This window comes from Paenibacillus sp. FSL P4-0184, assembly GCF_038004625.1.
Lineage (GTDB): Bacteria > Bacillota > Bacilli > Paenibacillales > Paenibacillaceae > Paenibacillus_AQ.
In genome coordinates, this window is sequence record NZ_JBBORN010000001.1 from 965,788 (window position 1) to 983,887 (window position 18,100).

Sequence of the window (18,100 nt, forward strand, 5' to 3'; positions counted from 1 at the left end):
TGACACAGATCGCTGTAATCTCAGTACTTGTGGAGTATGAACTTTCTGTACTTTTGTGAATATTCACTACATTTAGCCTAATTTAGGCTGCTGATTTATAAATTTGATTGAAAGCTCCAGACTGATGAATTATACTCAGACCACAATGAAAGGGGTTTCAAGAAATGGTAAACCAGTGGTCTAAAGAGCATAAAAAAGTTTACAGCCGCATACTGCTTGGCTCTATTGGATGTGTTGTTATTACCCTTTTGATAACTACAACTATTCTTTATATGGACTTCACAACCATCGCACTTAAACAAGTGTATCGTTCCGATTCTAATAGTCTGAATCAGATTAAAACAGAATTATCTGTTATGACAGAGACTGTTACCTCACTGTCCTCCCAGATTTACTATGATTCCGCGGTATCTAAATTGTTGTATTATCCGGACTTAAATATTTATGATGTCATTTTTGCACAGCAACAGCTTGATAACTATCGCGCATCTTTACCATTCATTGAATCCATTTATGTATATAATGCGAAATCTAATCAGTTCTATATTAGTTCCAATAATTCACGAAGCGGAATTCAACCGAAGAACGAACTTGATGATGATGGAATTCTAGACCTTTTTAAGAATTTCAAAGAACATCGTCCCTTTCAACCGATTCCTAGAACCTATAACATCGGTTTGACTGAGTCCACTCCAGTATCAAGCTACACTTACTTATGTTATAGCGTCATTGATGATAATAACGATTTAAACACAGCTGTTGTTGTCAATATCTCGGCATCATGGTTAGGCCTGCGAATGGATCAATCGGGGGAAGAGATATCGGAGAATAACACGTTTATCATTAATCAGGATGGAATATTATTTTCCAATAATGACAAGCAAGCGATGCTAACTGATCTATCCGATAAAACCTATATACAGAAAATTATTCAGGACACTTCAGAATCGACTTATTTTCTAGACACTGTAGATGGAGTTAAATCTTTAATAACATTTACTTCACCGGATTCATTAGGTTGGAAATATGTTCGAATTACCCCTTATAGCAATATCACTCAAGAAATAAATGAAATGAGATATCGAATACTCTTTATCTGTATTGGCATTCTTCTCTTAGGATTATTGGTATCGTTAACGCTGTCCCATAGTGTTTATCGCCCGATTGACAAAGTCATACGCAAGTTCAAAACCCTGGAAACAGAAAGACGTAATCATCAGCATATTCTCAAGCAGGATTTCCTTAGAAATACAGTTTTAGGTAGAGAAACGAATAATGCTGAGATGTTGCAGCAAAAATTACATTACTTCAATTCAGAGCTTATGGTTAATAATAATTCACTAATTATTTTGGTAAGGATCGATCAGTTCCCCTCAGTCCTTGAGAAATACAAAGAAGATATAAAATTGCTTAAATATGCCATAATGAACATTTGTACGGAAATTGCCTCACCGAAATTTCAAGTCGAAGCCATTGATATGGGGGATGATAGTCTTGTACTACTGCTAAACTTCCATGATCTGCTTTATTCAATGGAACGAGACTCGCTGATTGAACTGGCGGAGCTTATGCAGCTATCAATCACCAAACATTTAAAATTATCCATTACAATTACCTTTAGTCCTGTGAAGGAATCCATCGAGCAATGCATTTTAGTCTACAAGCAAGTACTTGAAGCTTCTTATCATCGACTATTCAAAGGATACGGCAGCATCCTCTTTTCGGTTGACATTATGAATTTAAAATCTAAAGAATATTTGTTTCCCGTTCACAAAGAAAAACAGTTCATTGAATCCTTAATGTCAGGAAATGTGGAGAAAGCACGTAGCATCTATATCGATATCGTAGGAGAAATATCAGAATATTCATTTACTGTTGTTCAACTTGTCATATCGCATTTAGCACTTACAGTTAATAACGTCTTGCGAACATTAAAAAAGAACAACGCAATTTTAACATTACCCGAATTCGATACAACTTTTTTACTACCCAATCATGTTGAAACCATGGAAGAAATCAATGCTCCATATTTCAAGATATTTGAAGAAATAAGTCAAAAGCTTGAAGAGAAACGAAATACAAAGCAAGAGGAACTCGTTAAAAATGTACATCATATTATTGAGCGAGATTATAGTAATTCCAACCTATGCATAAATTCAATTGCAGACGAGCTCTCGATGTCTCCAATTTATTTGAGCCGGCTATATAAGCAGTTAACAACAAACGCTTTATCAGATAAAATTAACGAACTGCGGTTGGATAAAGCTAAAGAGCTGCTGAAGACCTCTGAATACACCATTGTTGATATCGCCGAAAAAACTGGATTTACTAGTAGTTCATATTTTTATCGTTTATTTAAGAATAGTACTGGTATAACCCCGAGCGATTATAGAAAAAAGATAAAGGTCATCCTATAATTCTGTGCATTAAACGAAAAGAAATGATACTATGTATGATGGGCAAAATGTTGCAAAAGAAGGAGAACTTATGAGTAACGAACAAAATTTTTGGCTTGATTTACCGAAGCCGTTTTTTATATTAGCACCTATGGAAGATGTCACAGATGTTGTATTTCGTCACGTGGTTAGTTCAGCTGCAAAACCCGATGTGTTCTTCACGGAATTCGCAAATACAGAATACTACTGTCACCCTAAATTAAAGGTAAAGGAAAGTGTGCTTACTCGATTAAGGTTCACGGAAGATGAACAACCGATGGTCGCTCATATTTGGGGCAATAACCCGGAGTATTTTGAACGAATGAGCATGGATATGAAAAAACTTGGTTTTCGTGGTATCGATATAAACATGGGATGCCCAGTAAAAAACGTCGCAACCAATGGAAAAGGTGCTGGATTAATTCGACATCCTGAAGTGGCAGCAGAAATTATTAAAGCGACTAAAGCTGGTGGATTGCCGGTTAGTGTTAAAACAAGATTAGGATATAGCGAAATTGATGAGTGGCGCGATTGGTTAGGAAATGTATTGAGACAAGATATTGCGAATCTGTCCATACACCTCCGTACAAAAAAAGAGATGAGCAAAGTAGATGCACACTGGGAGCTCATCCCCGAAATCAAAAAATTACGCGATGAGATCGCCCCAAATACGTTGCTAACCATTAATGGGGATATTCCTGACCGTGCAACAGGCTTAAAATTAGTAGAGCAATACGGGGTTGATGGAGTCATGATTGGCCGCGGTATTTTCAAAAATCCATATGCTTTCGAACTAGAACCTAAAGAACATAGTGTGGAGGAGCTTCTTAAGCTTCTACTTTTCCATCTAGATCTTCACGATAAATATTCAAAAGAGGTTGAACCACGTCTATTTAATCCACTTCGAAGCTTCTTCAAAATCTATATTCGTGGATTTGACGGAGCCGACGAACTAAGAAATCAATTGATGGAGACGAATGCAACCGATGAGGTACGTCGTTTAGTACAACCTTTTCTGGATGCAGATTCTGAATAATATGTAATGCAAAATAAATGGCCTCAGTTCTGAATTTCATCAGACTGAGGCCGTTTTTATTAAAGATGTCTTACTTCCACTCCAGCTTTGGCAGTATTTCTTTTTGCAGCTCACACATTTCATCGATCATCGCACAAGCTTGATAGTAGGTTGGTGCTTGCGGATCAAGCAGGATCGCTTGCAGCAATTTTGTTCTCGACTCTTCAAGAAACGCCTCAAGTAACAGCTTATGGATTGTACCTTGAATATGGATCATTCCGATAATGGCAGTTGGCAGTTCAACCGTCATTGGCTTAAATACGATACCCTTTTTATTAACGATCGCTTGTGTTTCAACAACCATATCCTCTGGAAGTCCTTTAATAGCGCCGTGGTTTGGCATATTAACAGCATTCAACTCGATTTCATCGTCGAAGAAAATCGCTTCAATAATTGGTATTGCGTATTCATTACTAATTTGAACCTTATCTTTATCAAATAGATAAGCCTGCTCAGACCACTGCTCTTGATTCAGCGTATTCTCGAATAAGCCTTTATCCAAAGTACTGCCACTTGCACAGTATACAAATTCAGGTGTTCTGGAGTCCTTCTTCCACAGCTGCTCGCTCATTGGATTGTAACGGAACTGCAAAGGTAGTCCAGCATAGAAATCCTCTGCCCAAGAAATATACTCTCCACAATGGTTAGTCCCGGGGTAAGGGTAGTAGCCATACGTATGGTACAAGGTTCTGGACAATCCAATATGATCGAAATGTGCCAAACGGTTAGCTTGCTTTTCTTTGTCATGGAATAGAGGGTATAAATCCTCTCCCGTACTCTTGTTCCAGATCTTCGTAAAGAAGCCAAAGTGGTTTAATCCGCCGCCTTCAACTGCAATATCTTTACTATCCATCTCCAGGAATTCAGCTAGCTGATGAATCCCCATGTCTAAACCATGGCACAAGCCCACCACTTTGATTGAAGTTAATTTGGAGATGGCTTCCACTAGCTTCGCTTCCGGATTCGTATAGTTAATCAGCCAGGCATCTGGACATACCTTCTCCATTGTCTTTGCAATTTCCAGCATCGGACCTAAATTTCTCAAGGTGTGGAACATTGATCCTGGTCCGCCGTTTTCTCCATATAGCTGTTTGCTACCGTAACGGCGCGGAATGTGGAAGTCTTGTGACCAGTAATGATATCTTTCTACCTCAATCGCAACGATGGAGAAGTCAGCCTCTCTTAAGGCATCTTCCAAATTCGTCGTTTGCCAAATCTTCGCAGGATGAGAAAATGCCGTAAACATTTCGGTTGCATACTTGTACGTTCTATTCACATTCTCTTCTACAATATCCATAAGTGCGATTTCGATTTCTACTTGATTTCTCAAACGTTCTGATAACACGAGATCTTGAAGTGCTCCTAGTCCAAAGGAAACACTTCCTGCTCCGATTAACGCAACCTTCAACTTTTTCATGGTCTTCAAGCTCCTTTTGCCTTTTTATAAACGTTATAGCCGGCACCAATCATTCCGGCATCAGGTCCAAATTCAGTTAACACGATTTTAATGTTCTCTTTTAAGTGTGGAAGAACTTTCTTTTTAGCGCTTTCAATAACGCTATCAATCAGCCACTGGTTGTGATGAATGACCGCTCCTCCGACAACAATAATGTTCGGATCAATGATTTGCATCAAATTAACTATTGCGTTGGAAAAGTACTCCACCCACCTGTCAATCACTTCTATCGCTTGCTGGTCCCCCCTATGATAGCGTTCAAACAGCAAACCCGAGGTGGCATCGCTGCCATATAAAAGCTTACTTTCCGCTTCAAGAGCTGTGCCACTGCATAGAGATTCCAAAGTACCGTTATACAGCGTTGAATGATTTCTTTTGCTGTCGGAAATAATCATGCTTCCGATCTCACCCGCATATCCATGAGCTCCTTGTATGATTTTTTTATCAAGTATGATACCGCATCCAATGCCTGAACTAACCGTTATATATATGGATTGGCTATAAGGCTTGGCAGCTCCATGATCCGATTCAAGCACGGTGATCACGTTTACATCATTCTCAAAAGACACTTCATAATTCGGAAAGAACGCCCTGATAGTTTCGATACTCACATTCTCTAGGCAAGGAATATTGGTTATATCTCGAATAATCTGTGTTTGATCATTCCAAGGAATCGGCAATGCAATGCCTATCTTACTTGCTTGCTGTTCGTGGTTGACTTTAGCGATCATTTCCTTGACGGTTTTGAAAATTTCGTCAGCATCTTGGAAGCCTCTTGTTAATGCCGACTCCTTCTGAACAAGTTCAAGGTGCTCATTCACTAATCCAACCCTTATATTTGTACCTCCAATATCAACACCAATAACGAAGTTACCCATATTACGCTCCTCAACTATGATGACTGATCCATATATTTGGCGGCTGCAGCATCTAAAAAGAAATCTATATGATCATAGCCGAGCAATTGCTGAGCAGGCAGCCGTGCGTCAGAGTTTGTGAAAATCTCCTTCACGATATCAGCTTTGCGCTCTCCAGTTATGACGACAACCACTCTTTTACTACTTGCAATCTGTTCCAAACCTAATGTAATGCCTTGCTTTAATTCAGTCTGCTCATGAAAATATTTTTGAGCGACAGTCTTTGTTGTTTCCGACAGCTCCACAACACTGCTGTAATTTAATACTGGGCTACCAGGTTCGTTTAATCCGATATGCCCATTCATACCTACGCCCATCAAGCTGAATGTAATTGGGTGTTGTTCGATAAAGTGATCAATTCGCAAGCATTCCTGCTTCATATCCGGCGATGTTCCATCAAAAAACACAATCTGTCTGCTATCCAGTGAAATCTGCGAGAACAGATCTTGATTCAACATCTGATAGCAGCTTCCTTCAGAGCTTTTGTCAATGCCAACCCACTCATCCAAGCTAACAATGTTAAGTCTCTTGATTTTCAATTGGAGGTCCGCATCATTGGAAAATTTCTGATAGCTTTTTTGTGGAGTACTCCCTGAAGCCAGGCAGAACACGGGATGCTGATCGTTAAATAAACGATCTTTCATCTCTTTGGCAATTTCGTTTGCTACTTCTTCTTCGTTATCAAAGATTCTGATCATATTGTTCACTTCCTTGTTGTTTAATCCGAAATGACGTTCATCATCTCTTGCTGGAGAATAAGTATCGCTGCTCCCATTGCTGTTGATTGATGTAAGTCACTCACAGAAATTTGTGGAGTCCACTCCGTATATTGCTCGACATAGCTTTTCGTACGATCCAATATACGTTCCGGGAACAGTGCTACCGTTTTACCGCTAATAATGACCTGATCGATATCCAGAATGCTGATTATATTTGTAATCGTTAAAGCCAGATTCTTCGAAACATAATCGATGCAAGCTTCTACGTCATTAGCTGAATTCAAATCATATGCGCTTAGCAAGTACTTAATGGCTAATCTGCTTTCCAGCCAACCGACTGATGATGGAGTCCGCTTGTATTCTGAATCAAAGCACATATACTCCAGCTCGCCTGCTCTTGCATTAACACCGCGGTGTAGCTCTTTGTTAATGATCAAGCCGCCCCCAACGCCATCACCTGCAGCAACATGAACGAGACTCGTCAGTGCTTGATCTGAGTTTTCAAGATTCCGAAATTCCGCCACAGTCGCTGCGTTCACATCATTCTCCAGAAGAATAGGCAAATTCACTTCACGCTTGAGATTTTCAATAATAGACTCATACTCAAAATCGTTTTCTTTATTGTGATGAGTTCTCATCCGAATCGTTTTCTTTCTTATATTGATCGCGCCATCAACGCCAATACCAATCCCCAACACAACACTATTCGTTTCCTTCGCTTTATTCTTTAAATGTTCCACAAGCTTTATAAATACCGAAGTGAACTGTTGACTATGGAACGGAATATCTGTTTCAATCGAATACGAATCTATGATCTTGCCGTGTAGATTAATAAGTAACGCCGTAATCGTATTGCCAATAATCTGTATTCCGATTGTCGTATAGCTGTTTTCATTAAATCTGTAAACCGTACGTTTTCTTCCCAAGCCGCCAGAACCTTCTCGACTTTCACCAGTGGCAGTCAATAAACCAATCTGTTCAAAAAAAGTGACAATCTTGCTTACAGTAACAAAGCTCATTGCTGTTTTTTCTGAAATCTCGACTTTCGCTAGCTCAGGATGTTGAAGCAAAATATCGAAGACTATTTTCCTGTTCTCATCTTTAATATCATTGGGCAGAAATGATTTCATAGGTCCTCCTCGTTATATTATTAATATAATTAATAAATGAAGTTAAATAATTAATCAAAAAAATCAGGTCAGCACTGACCTCTTGAATTCATTATATATTCACTGTAGTGAACGTTCAAGTGTATTTATTTAACTTCCTTAAATTTATCTATTCTCTATCTTAATATCACCAACAAGGCATGCATTTGGTTACGCCACAAAAAGAAGCCTCTCATGAGTTCAATGAACTCACGAAAGGCTTCTAATCAATCCTATTTCAAGGCTTAATCAGCCTTATTACATCATGCCGCCCATTCCACCCATGCCGCCCATATCAGGCATACCTGGTTTTTCTGGTTCTGGCTTGTCAGCAATTACTGCTTCAGTAGTCAAGAACATAGCAGCTACGGATGCAGCATTTTGAAGCGCGGAACGAGTTACTTTAGCAGGGTCAACGATACCTGCTTCGAACATGTTCACCCACTCGCCAGTAGCAGCGTTGTAGCCGATGCCGATAGCTTCTTTTTTCAAGCGATCCACGATAACGGAACCTTCTTGACCAGCGTTAGCTGCAATGGTACGAACTGGTTCTTCGAGCGCGCGAAGCACGATGTTAACGCCTGTTTTCTCGTCGCCAGTTACATCTACAGCAGCAACAGCATTATATACGTTCACAAGAGCTGTACCACCACCAGAAACGATACCTTCTTCAACCGCAGCGCGAGTTGCGTTCAGGGCGTCTTCGATGCGAAGTTTACGCTCTTTCAATTCAGTTTCAGTTGCAGCGCCAACTTTGACAACGGCTACGCCGCCAGCCAATTTAGCCAAACGCTCTTGCAATTTTTCTTTGTCGAACTCGGAAGTTGTTTCTTCCAGTTGAGCACGAATTTGGCTTACACGAGCATTGATGTCCGCTTTGTCGCCGCTTCCGTCTACGATTGTTGTGTTTTCTTTAGTTACGCGTACTTGACGTGCGTTACCCAGTTGTTCAATGGAAGTGCTCTTCAGATCAAGACCGAGTTTCTCAGTGATCACTTGACCACCAGTCAGGGCAGCGATATCTTGCAGCATAGCTTCGCGACGGTCGCCAAAGCCAGGAGCTTTAACAGCAACAGCGTTGAATGTTCCACGCAGTTTGTTCACGATCAACATGGCTTGTGCTTCGCCTTCGATATCTTCAGCGATAATAACAAGCGGTCTAGCTTGTTGAACGATTTTTTCAAGCAATGGAAGGATTTCTTGAGTGCTGCTGATTTTTTTATCAGTGATCAAGATGTATGGGTTCTCCAGAACAGCTTCCATTTTGTCCGTATCAGTAATCATGTACGGGGAAATGTAACCGCGGTCGAACTGCATACCTTCTACGACTTCAAGTTCAGTAGCGAATCCACGGGATTCTTCAACAGTGATAACACCGTCTTTACCTACTTTTTCCATAGCTTCAGCAATCAATTGGCCCACTTCTTCGTCAGCAGCAGAGATAGCAGCTACTTGAGCGATAGCTTGGGAATCTTCGATTGGCTTAGCGATTTTTTGCAATTCTTCAACTGCTGCACGAACTGCTTTGTCGATCCCTTTGCGAATAACCATTGGGTTAGCGCCTGCAGTTACGTTCTTCAGACCTTCACGGATCATAGCTTGTGCCAGAACCGTTGCAGTTGTAGTACCGTCACCGGCTACATCGTTAGTCTTAGTAGCAACTTCTTTAACCAGTTGAGCACCCATGTTCTCGAATGCATCTTCAAGTTCGATTTCTTTAGCGATAGTTACACCATCGTTAGTGATAAGCGGGCTACCAAATTTCTTCTCAAGTACCACGTTGCGACCTTTTGGTCCAAGTGTAACTTTTACCGCATTTGCCAAAGCATCTACACCGCGCAACATAGAGCGGCGTGCTTCTTCACTAAATTTAATTTCTTTAGCCATTGTGTAATTACCTCCTAGAATTTTTTGTGTATCACGTTACTTTAAGTAGTTTAGATTTAGCTTATAATCGACTCTCGCTTAGTCAAGAATCGCGTGAATGTCGCTTTCTTTCATAATCAAATATTCTTTACCTTCGTATTTGATTTCTGTTCCTGCATATTTAGAGAAAAGAACACGGTCGCCTTCTTTTACTTCGAGTGCTACACGTACTCCATCTTTCAAAGCTCCGCTACCTACTGCAATAATAGTTCCTTCTTGTGGCTTTTCTTTCGAGGAGTCCGGAAGCACAATCCCGAATGAAGTGGTTTCCTCCTGCTCGCTCGGTAGCACCAATACGCGTTCACCTAAAGGTTTGATCATGAAAAAATAGCCTCCTTTAAAATTATGTTATTTTGCTTCAAAACATAGTTTAGAACTTACCTGTCTTACTTCAAAATCTCTGGTGTTTATGAAAAATATCAATTGGACGCTATGAATATCTGGTCCATCTCATATTTTCCATAAGCATTAGCACTCGACAGCTTGTAGTGCTAACAACAATTTTTATGATACTCAACTTGAGCCCGGATTTCAAGTCCTTTTACACAAATTCGCATTTGTTTTCGTAAAAAATAACGTTTCACTGGTTGTCCTAGGCACACACTCTATACATTCTATCCACAGGGTGTGAAAATATGCGTATGATTTCAGTAGTCTCAACTGTACCACCTACGCCCGAACATTTCAAAAAACGGGGGTTTAAAACAAAAGAACTGTCTCTTTCGTAGAAAAATCTACTTAGTGACAGCCCTCTTATCATCATTCCTCACTCTTGGTGTACTGAGCTTCCCTTGCCGCATCCGCAGCAAGCTGTTTGCGATAGACGAAGGCGGACAGGAATACGCTAAACTCATACAACACAAGCAGTGGGATCGTCACCAGAAAGTCTGAGATGAAGTCCGGAGGAGTGATGACTACAGCAATAAAGACAAGCGTGAAATATGCGTATCGACGCATTTTACGCAAGCGTATCGGGTTAAGAACCCTCAGTTTGGTCAGAAACATCACCAGCAGCGGTAGCTCAAACAACAGCGCTAAAGGTAGCACCAGACTGAACATGAAGTTGAAATATTGCGCAATTCCGTAGGTCTCTTCCAGTCCCATACTCCGGGTGATAGAGATTGTGAACGAAAGCGCCATTGGAAATACAACATAATAAGCAAAAGAAAGACCGATTAGAAAAAGAACAAAAACATAGGGTACATAACGTAGTGTTGCACTACGCTCTTCCGGTCGTAAGCCCGGACTAATAAACGCCCACAACTGGTAAGCAATAAAAGGAACTGAAATGACTAATGAAACCGCCATTGCGATCTTCATATACATTCCGATACCATCCCAGAATGAGAACGCATGCAGAACAAACCCTTGCGCTAGATCTGTACTAATTAAATAATCGTAGATTGGCTTGGCACAGAACAGCCCCCCTACCAATCCCAAAACAAATACAATCAGCACATAAATAATCCGTTTACGCAGCTCGGTGAGATGATCCACCACCGACATTTCTTCCGATTCGAGAGACATCCTGACACCATCCCATGACAAGAATAGAAACGCCACACCGACTTTATGTATAGCTGTGCCCGTTTCTGCAGAAAGCAGCAACCAAATTGAAAAAGGGACATCTCCTAAGTCTATTAGACTTGAGAGATTGCCCCATTGTTAAATCTTTTATTATTCCGGCAGGCGTTTGTCCTGAGGAATATCTGCAGCGACCGTCTGCGGGGCCGTCGGCACAGGAGCTTCGCTCTTCTTCACCGGATCACCATCACCAATGATTTCACGTGCGCCTTCTTTAAATTCACGGAAGGTTCGTCCAACTGCGCGGCCTAACTCTGGCAGTTTATTCGGTCCAAAGAGGAGCAGTGCCAGTATAACCAACAAGATAATACCCGGAGTACCAATTCCACTAAACATTATTATTCCTCCTTGTCCGTCTATCCGATCATGGTATCGATTACGATAATCTAATAATACCATAACTTATGTCACAGTTACATCCACTATCTTCTATAAATAGTTTATCCTTGTGACGTGACAAGAATATGACAATGTTATTGGCGGTATTGGCCAGTTACCATGAGTAACGCTTCAGGTAGTTGATCCATAATGGCTGCTAAATTCTCATGAACACCCTTCGGTGTGCCCGGTAAGTTGACAATCAACGTGCGTCCACGAATGCCGCATATCCCGCGGAACAGCATCACCGCACGGTTTTTTTGCATCACCGTACTTCGCATCGCTTCAGAAAGTCCAGGCACTTCCCGTTCGATTACACGCCGGGTTGCCTCTGGAGTCACATCGCGTATCGCTAAATCCGTACCTCCGGTAGTCAATACCAGATCTGCTTGAAAATAATCTGTGAGTTCTATCAAAGCTGCGATAATCTCATCCTGTTCATCGGGCACGATCCGATATTCAACGATCTCGCCTCCAAGTTCCTCTTCCACCAGCTCCCGAATAACCTGGGCGCTCGTGTCTTCCCGTTCGCCCCTGGCCCCTTTATCGCTGGCCGTTAGGATTGCTGTTTTCCACGCCATAGGTTTGTCCTCCCTCTCTATGTATAATTGGCTGTACAGTGCAGCCCACTTGCTTCAGCGCATCGAACGTCAGCTCTGATCATGGTTCAAGCGCGTAATCTCCATTCTTGCCCCCACTTTTAGACACTAAGAGCGTTGGTCCGATAATCATGTCCTTCTGAAGAGCCTTGCACATGTCGTACACCGTTAGTGCTGAGGCAGAAACAGCGGTCAATGCCTCCATTTCAACTCCGGTCTTTCCGGTAGTATGGACTGTTGCTTCTATATAAAGTTCATCTTCGCTGTTATCGGAGAAGCGGATGTCAATACCGGTAAGTGGGAGCGGATGGCACATCGGAATCCAGTCAGACGTCTTCTTGGCTGCCATAATTCCAGCAATCTGCGCAACGGCAAGTACGTCTCCTTTACTGATCTTGCCTTCCTTGATGGCACTAAGCGTCTCAGTTGCCATCTTGATCTTACTCCGCGCGACAGCTGTCCGCTTCGTAATCTCCTTTTCGCTCACATCCACCATACGAGCTCTTCCCTGCTCGTTAAAATGGGTCAATTCCACGGCTCACTCTCCTTTTCGGCAGTGCACTATGCCATTTTCAGTAATCAGCATGTCCATAAAGGCATCATGCTCATCCATGGGCACTTTCGGAACCAGTTGCATACCAAAGGCTAGCCCGATCCAGACAGGGGGCTTCGCAGCGGCATACTCTTCCGTCTCCCATGACGCACGCAATCGATCATAGTATCCTCGGCCGTAACCAAGCCTGCCTCCCTGAAGATCAAAAGCCAGCCCCGGAACAAACACAACATCCGGTAGTGTAACAACTTCAATCTCTTGTGAATCTTTGCCGGATACAATAGGTTCATGGATACCATACGCCCCCGGCTCAAGCTCACTCCAAGCGTTTACCATATGGACACTCATTGCACCACTTGCCGGAATGACACGCGGCAGCAGTACCCTACGCTGGTCCTTCCACGCCTGTGTAAGAAGCGCGTTGGTATCGAGTTCAGAACGGAAAGATACATAGGCCATCAGTGAGGCTATGTCTTTCCTCTTCAGCCACTCTGATGCATGCTTGCAGACCAGAAAAGACAATTCCCTTCTCTGGTCCGAGGAGAGCTCGTTTCGGGCGATGGTCTTCTCAGTTCTTAGTTGTTGCTTTGCTTTGGAGATCACCGACTCCTTGCTTGACATCGTCGGCCACCCCCATATATTTATCCCAAGCTTATCCTTGTTTGTAAATCCAGTTTACCACTCTTCTCCCCGGTTCGCCAAGGTGGATAGGACTGTGTTTCTGGGCCAGGTCGTTATTCTCTGCTTCCGATATATCGAGCTCTCGCTTGGGAAACGCTTTTCATGTAAACTATAGAATAAGTTGTTCATACGGCTGAGGTATAAATGCCAAGGCGAAATATGCAAGGGTGGAGGTTTCATCGTTATGCTTCTTCAAGCGACAGGAATTACAAAATCATATGGTATACAGAACGTACTAGACGGCATAAGCCTTCAGGTAAATGAAAAGGAACGTGTCGGACTCGTGGGTGTTAATGGTGCCGGCAAATCAACTTTTCTGCAAATTCTGGCTGGTGAAATGTCCTATGACAGCGGTCAAATTCATAAATCAAAAGAAACTACTATCGGGTATTTAGCCCAAAATAGCGGACTTCAATCTGACAAAACCATTCATGAAGAAATGATGGCAGTTTTCGCACCGCTGATCGAAGCCGAGGCTGAGCTAAGAGAGATGGAAGTAAGCATTGCCGATCCTAAGCTGGCAGAGGACCCAAAACGGTACGAAGAACTGCTCGAAAGATATGCCCGCCGATCAGATTGGTTCAAGGATCACGGCGGTTATGAAATGAATACACGAATCCGCAGTGTCCTGCACGGCATGGGCTTCGGCGAGTTCCCACCGGATACACCTATCTCCACACTTAGCGGTGGCCAGAAGACTAGACTCGCATTAGCCCGCATTTTGCTTCAGGCTCCCGATCTTCTAATGCTGGATGAGCCGACGAACCATCTGGATATCGAAACATTAACATGGCTTGAGGATTATCTTCGCAGTTATGCTGGCGGAATTCTGGTCGTATCTCATGACCGTTATTTCCTTGATCGGCTTGTAACTACTATTGTAGAGATCGAGCGTCATCAATCTCGGCGTTATACAGGCAATTACAGCCGATATGTAGATTTGAAGGCTGCCGAATATGAAACACGGATGAAGCAGTATGAGAAACAGCAAGATGAAATCTCAAGAATGGAAGATTTCGTTCAGAAAAATATTGTGCGAGCATCTACCACGAAACGTGCGCAGAGCAGACGCAAAGCGCTTGAGAAGATGGACCGTATTGATCGACCGATGGGCGATCTGAAGAAAGCCAGCTTCTCCTTCGAGCCTGACTTCATGTCTGGTAAAGAAGTGCTGCAAGTCCGTAATGTTGCGGTTGCCTTTAATGATGGTCCACCTTTGTTCAAGGACGCTTCTTTCGAACTGCGCCGGGGAGAAACTGCTGCACTCATCGGTCCCAATGGTATTGGCAAATCTACACTGCTGCAGTGTATGACCGGAACCCGCGAGCCTTCAACTGGAACTGTGAATTGGGGGACTAAGGTAAAGGTCGCTTATTATGATCAGGAACAGACTCGCCTCAATCCAAAGAACACAGTAATGGAAGAGCTATGGAGTGAATATCCAATGATTGAGGAAGCCAGAATCCGTACGATCCTTGGCAACTTCCTCTTCAGCGGTGAAGATGTTCTTAAGAAGATATCCGCGCTGAGCGGCGGCGAAAAAGCACGCGTTGCATTATCAAAGCTCATGTTGCGCGGCGCAAATATGCTCATCCTAGATGAGCCAACCAACCATTTGGATTTAGTCAGTCGTGAGGTTTTAGAATCAGCTTTAATTGATTTCGAAGGCACATTGCTCTTCATTTCTCATGACCGTTATTTCCTCAATAAAATGGCGGAACGGGTGCTTGAGCTTCATCCCGAGGGGATCGATCAATACCTTGGCAACTACGATGACTATATCGAGAAAAAACGAGAATTAGAAGAGATTGCGAAAGATGCCGCCGAATTAGCCGCCAAAAACGTCAACAAGGATGCTGCAGTTCCTGAAAAAAATGCTGTTTCCTCCTTCGAAGCGGACAAGCAAGCCAAGCGTGAAGAGCGTAACCGGAAGCGGCGCATTGCTGAGCTAGAGGAAGGCATTGCTTCACTAGAAGAGTCGATCGCTTTTATAGAGAATGAAATGACTAAACCTGAAGTTTATCAGGATTATTTAGCACTTCAAGGTCATGAAGAGGATCTGAAGAACAAAAAAACTCAGCTTACCGATTTATTTAACGAATGGGAAATCCTTGCTGACGAATAATGTAAAAGCCACTTCATAAATTTTTTTCATATTTCTTATTTTGTTCATAAACAGTTATCCACAGCTCTATACACAGGTTTCGTGTATAACTCCCTACTAAAAAAGCCCCTTAGGGGCTTTTTTTATGCGTTAAATCAGTATTTCCGAATTACAGGAATTATTATCCACCGAATTATCCACATTATCCACAATTCCCACAAGGTTTCATTGCGAATAAAAATGGTTATAAGGGCATTTTAAAAAGAGCTGACATTGCTGATTTTACGCACTTTTTACACAATTCGTAGAGAATATGTGGATAACGTTGTCCACAACTTGACAAAAGACATAACCCCACCTAAAACTTGTCATCATAAGCTAAAAAAGAACCCGCTATCTCTAAATCAGACAGCGGGTAGATGTATATTAAACGATTTGTGTAGAGAGCAGGGCAGCGTTACAGGCTGCAATATAGGCAATCCCTGCTGCCATGATAATATCTTGATGCGTAGCTGTGCCTCTAAATTTAAGACCTTCCCACTCTACCATCACAGCCGCCTCTGCCTGGGCGTTCTCTCCACTTCCAAGTGAATGCAGCTCAAGTCCCGCAAAATCGATGTCCTCTGAGATGCCTTGCCCAATAGCAGCGATAATGGCTTCAAGCGGACCATCTCCAGTACTAGTATGAGAAGTTTCCTGTCCAGATTTCAAATGGCGAACCGTAACCGCGGCTACCCGGCGCTGGGCACTGCCTGCCAATACCTGAACCTCACCCAGTTCATAGACCTGAGCTTGCTGTCCAGTTGTACTGCTCACCATTTGCAGCAACTGGTCATCACTGACTACCTTTTGGCGGTCAGCGGTCTCTTTAAACGATTCATAAAGTGCATCCAGCTTCGCAGGCTCCAGCGTAATACCATACTTCGCCGCCCGGTCCTTCAGCGCATGTCTGCCAGAATGCTTGCCCAGAATGATCATGCTACGCGGGATACCCAGCCGCTCTGGGTCCATAATCTCATAGGTGCTACGATCCTTCAGCAAACCATCCTGATGAATCCCTGACTCATGCTGGAAGGCATTTCTTCCGACGACTGGTTTGTTATAGGCGATTGGAAAATGCATCGCTCCGCTGATCAGCCGCGAAGTATCATACAGCTTATCAAGCACAATGCCTGTTTCTGCTCCAATCGCATCCCCGCGGGTTTCGAGCGCCATCACAAGCTCTTCCAGTGCGCAGTTCCCGGTACGCTCGCCGACTCCGTTCACAGTGACTTCGATCTGCGTCGCACCTCCATCAATTGCTGCCAGACTGTTGGCTACAGCCAGCCCCAAATCATTGTGACAGTGGGCACTGTAGCTTACCGTTTCTCCACCTCTTGCTCCAAGCCGCACACGTCGGAACATTTCCCCATATTCATGTGGCAATGCGTAACCGACCGTATCGGGCAGATTGATAATAGAAGCGCCTTCCTCAATAACAGCTTCAATCATTTCAATCAGATCATCGATTCCTGTTCGCGCAGCATCCATCGCCGTGAATTCAACGACGTCAGAGAATTGACGTGCATAAGCCGTCATCTCGCGGGCTTTGGCTACGACTTCAGCTCTGCTCATACGCAATTGATGCTGCAAATGAATATCAGAAGAGGAGATGAACAGGTGGATCCGCCGGCGTTCAGCATCTTGGGTTGCCCGGACTGCCGCGTCAATATCCCCTTTAACCGCCCGTGCAAAACCGCAAATTTCCACATTTTGCACCTTACGAGAAATTGTCTGTACTGCTGCAAAATCACCAGGGCTCGATATCGGAAATCCAGGCTCCATCACATCAACACCCAGATCCGCAAGCTTATAGGCCAGCAGTATTTTTTGCTCTGGGGTTAGACTTGCACCCGGAGCCTGTTCACCATCTCGCAGAGTCGTATCGAAAATTTGTATACGTTTCTTTACTGGAATAATCATCTGAATTCCTCCTGTTTTCCTCTTATTAGATTCCTTACCCTAACCTATGCTTCAGCGCAGATCCACACGTCGACTTGTGGTCCTGCTAAATTCCCCACCCACTGCTGCCGGCAGCTGATACGAATGAATCCTCTGCACAATTTGGAATGTGCAGAAGGTTCACTCTTGGCGTCTTATATAGCGCCTGAGTCCATAACCCGAGTCGCTTCAATAAGTACGCAAAAACCCGCCGTCTCTAATAAAGAGACGGCGGGTTACCCCTCCGCGGTACCACTCTTTTTGACGCATAGGCTATTCATATAATCAAGCCGTTAAGATGCGTCCAGCTCTTCTTCCCGGTCCATCCTGAGGGAGTCAGGATATTCTTGAAAGGTCCGATAACGGGGACAGCCGTAGGCAGCGTACTCTTATTTCCGCCGCTCCGCTCCCGGGCGAGATTCAAGACTTTCGGTGACTGCGTCGCACCACCCCGCAGCTCTCTGTTCACCGTCATTCCCTACTACTCCCGTTCTTAGCGTGTATTATATACATTCTCACTACTCAAAATCCATACAAAAAAGCCT

Annotated in this window: 15 protein-coding genes and 1 other annotated feature; of the genes, 3 read left to right on the forward strand and 12 right to left on the reverse strand. The window is 43.2% G+C overall.

What is annotated here, in order from left to right:
* The first annotated feature begins 164 nt into the window (after window positions 1-164).
* The gene (locus tag MKY52_RS04140; protein ID WP_341050008.1) at window positions 165-2,417 is read left to right on the forward strand and encodes an AraC family transcriptional regulator; all 2,253 of its coding nucleotides are present in this window, start codon (window positions 165-167) and stop codon (window positions 2,415-2,417) included.
* A 70-nt stretch (window positions 2,418-2,487) separates the two neighbouring features.
* Window positions 2,488-3,471 carry a tRNA dihydrouridine synthase gene (locus MKY52_RS04145; protein ID WP_341050009.1) on the forward strand — a complete coding sequence of 328 codons (984 nt, stop codon included), beginning with the start codon at window positions 2,488-2,490 and terminating at the stop codon, window positions 3,469-3,471.
* A 70-nt stretch (window positions 3,472-3,541) separates the two neighbouring features.
* Here the strand turns inward: MKY52_RS04145 and MKY52_RS04150 are convergent, their stop codons facing one another.
* The 11 genes from MKY52_RS04150 to MKY52_RS04200 form a co-directional block, all read right to left on the reverse strand.
* Window positions 3,542-4,927, reverse strand: coding sequence for a family 4 glycosyl hydrolase (locus MKY52_RS04150; protein ID WP_341050011.1), 1,386 nt, complete (start codon window positions 4,925-4,927; stop codon window positions 3,542-3,544).
* A 5-nt stretch (window positions 4,928-4,932) separates the two neighbouring features.
* Window positions 4,933-5,844: an ROK family protein gene (locus MKY52_RS04155; protein WP_341050012.1), complete on the reverse strand. Its 912-nt coding sequence runs from the start codon at window positions 5,842-5,844 to the stop codon at window positions 4,933-4,935.
* A 14-nt stretch (window positions 5,845-5,858) separates the two neighbouring features.
* A complete protein-coding gene (locus tag MKY52_RS04160; protein WP_341050013.1) occupies window positions 5,859-6,581 on the reverse strand; it encodes a 6-phosphogluconolactonase in 723 nt (240 codons plus the stop codon).
* A 20-nt stretch (window positions 6,582-6,601) separates the two neighbouring features.
* A complete protein-coding gene (locus MKY52_RS04165) occupies window positions 6,602-7,732 on the reverse strand; it encodes an ROK family protein (protein WP_341050014.1) in 1,131 nt (376 codons plus the stop codon).
* Window positions 7,733-8,008: 276 nt separating this feature from the next.
* On the reverse strand, window positions 8,009-9,637 hold the full coding sequence (gene groL / locus MKY52_RS04170; protein WP_042185277.1) for a chaperonin GroEL: 1,629 nt from the start codon (window positions 9,635-9,637) through the stop codon (window positions 8,009-8,011).
* Between the two features lie 78 nt (window positions 9,638-9,715).
* Entirely contained in the window at window positions 9,716-9,997 is a 282-nt protein-coding gene (groES, locus tag MKY52_RS04175) for a co-chaperone GroES (protein ID WP_036676506.1), read from the reverse strand.
* A gap of 438 nt (window positions 9,998-10,435) precedes the next feature.
* Window positions 10,436-11,203, reverse strand: a complete 768-nt coding sequence (gene tatC / locus MKY52_RS04180) for a twin-arginine translocase subunit TatC (RefSeq protein WP_042193366.1) — start codon at window positions 11,201-11,203, stop codon at window positions 10,436-10,438.
* Between the two features lie 150 nt (window positions 11,204-11,353).
* Complete coding sequence (locus MKY52_RS04185; protein WP_042185275.1) at window positions 11,354-11,596, reverse strand: twin-arginine translocase TatA/TatE family subunit; 243 nt, start codon at window positions 11,594-11,596, stop codon at window positions 11,354-11,356.
* 137 nt (window positions 11,597-11,733) lie between these two features.
* The gene (locus tag MKY52_RS04190) at window positions 11,734-12,219 is read right to left on the reverse strand and encodes a MogA/MoaB family molybdenum cofactor biosynthesis protein (protein WP_020429419.1); all 486 of its coding nucleotides are present in this window, start codon (window positions 12,217-12,219) and stop codon (window positions 11,734-11,736) included.
* Between the two features lie 79 nt (window positions 12,220-12,298).
* Complete coding sequence (gene moaC / locus MKY52_RS04195) at window positions 12,299-12,772, reverse strand: cyclic pyranopterin monophosphate synthase MoaC (RefSeq protein WP_042185273.1); 474 nt, start codon at window positions 12,770-12,772, stop codon at window positions 12,299-12,301.
* A 3-nt stretch (window positions 12,773-12,775) separates the two neighbouring features.
* Window positions 12,776-13,411: a 5-formyltetrahydrofolate cyclo-ligase gene (locus MKY52_RS04200; protein WP_341050015.1), complete on the reverse strand. Its 636-nt coding sequence runs from the start codon at window positions 13,409-13,411 to the stop codon at window positions 12,776-12,778.
* 244 nt (window positions 13,412-13,655) lie between these two features.
* On the opposite strand from MKY52_RS04200, the gene MKY52_RS04205 reads away from it, so the two are divergent.
* Window positions 13,656-15,596, forward strand: a complete 1,941-nt coding sequence (locus MKY52_RS04205) for an ABC-F family ATP-binding cassette domain-containing protein (protein WP_341050016.1) — start codon at window positions 13,656-13,658, stop codon at window positions 15,594-15,596.
* 405 nt (window positions 15,597-16,001) lie between these two features.
* Here the strand turns inward: MKY52_RS04205 and MKY52_RS04210 are convergent, their stop codons facing one another.
* The gene (locus tag MKY52_RS04210) at window positions 16,002-17,537 is read right to left on the reverse strand and encodes a 2-isopropylmalate synthase (RefSeq protein WP_341050017.1); all 1,536 of its coding nucleotides are present in this window, start codon (window positions 17,535-17,537) and stop codon (window positions 16,002-16,004) included.
* Between the two features lie 239 nt (window positions 17,538-17,776).
* Window positions 17,777-18,059, reverse strand: a binding site (T-box leader).
* Window positions 18,060-18,100: the final 41 nt, after the last annotated feature.

Bases quoted from the DNA above. Each gene is read 5' to 3' on its own strand.
- MKY52_RS04140 (WP_341050008.1), top strand. From the start codon at position 165: ATGGTAAACCAGTGGTCTAAAGAGCATAAAAAAGTTTACAGCCGCATA.
- MKY52_RS04145 (WP_341050009.1), top strand. From the start codon at position 2,488: ATGAGTAACGAACAAAATTTTTGGCTTGATTTACCGAAGCCGTTTTTT.
- MKY52_RS04150 (WP_341050011.1), bottom strand. From the start codon at position 4,927: ATGAAAAAGTTGAAGGTTGCGTTAATCGGAGCAGGAAGTGTTTCCTTT.
- MKY52_RS04155 (WP_341050012.1), bottom strand. From the start codon at position 5,844: ATGGGTAACTTCGTTATTGGTGTTGATATTGGAGGTACAAATATAAGG.
- MKY52_RS04160 (WP_341050013.1), bottom strand. From the start codon at position 6,581: ATGATCAGAATCTTTGATAACGAAGAAGAAGTAGCAAACGAAATTGCC.
- MKY52_RS04165 (WP_341050014.1), bottom strand. From the start codon at position 7,732: ATGAAATCATTTCTGCCCAATGATATTAAAGATGAGAACAGGAAAATA.
- groL (WP_042185277.1), bottom strand. From the start codon at position 9,637: ATGGCTAAAGAAATTAAATTTAGTGAAGAAGCACGCCGCTCTATGTTG.
- groES (WP_036676506.1), bottom strand. From the start codon at position 9,997: ATGATCAAACCTTTAGGTGAACGCGTATTGGTGCTACCGAGCGAGCAG.
- tatC (WP_042193366.1), bottom strand. From the start codon at position 11,203: ATGTCTCTCGAATCGGAAGAAATGTCGGTGGTGGATCATCTCACCGAG.
- MKY52_RS04185 (WP_042185275.1), bottom strand. From the start codon at position 11,596: ATGTTTAGTGGAATTGGTACTCCGGGTATTATCTTGTTGGTTATACTG.
- MKY52_RS04190 (WP_020429419.1), bottom strand. From the start codon at position 12,219: ATGGCGTGGAAAACAGCAATCCTAACGGCCAGCGATAAAGGGGCCAGG.
- MKY52_RS04200 (WP_341050015.1), bottom strand. From the start codon at position 13,411: ATGTCAAGCAAGGAGTCGGTGATCTCCAAAGCAAAGCAACAACTAAGA.
- MKY52_RS04205 (WP_341050016.1), top strand. From the start codon at position 13,656: ATGCTTCTTCAAGCGACAGGAATTACAAAATCATATGGTATACAGAAC.
- MKY52_RS04210 (WP_341050017.1), bottom strand. From the start codon at position 17,537: ATGATTATTCCAGTAAAGAAACGTATACAAATTTTCGATACGACTCTG.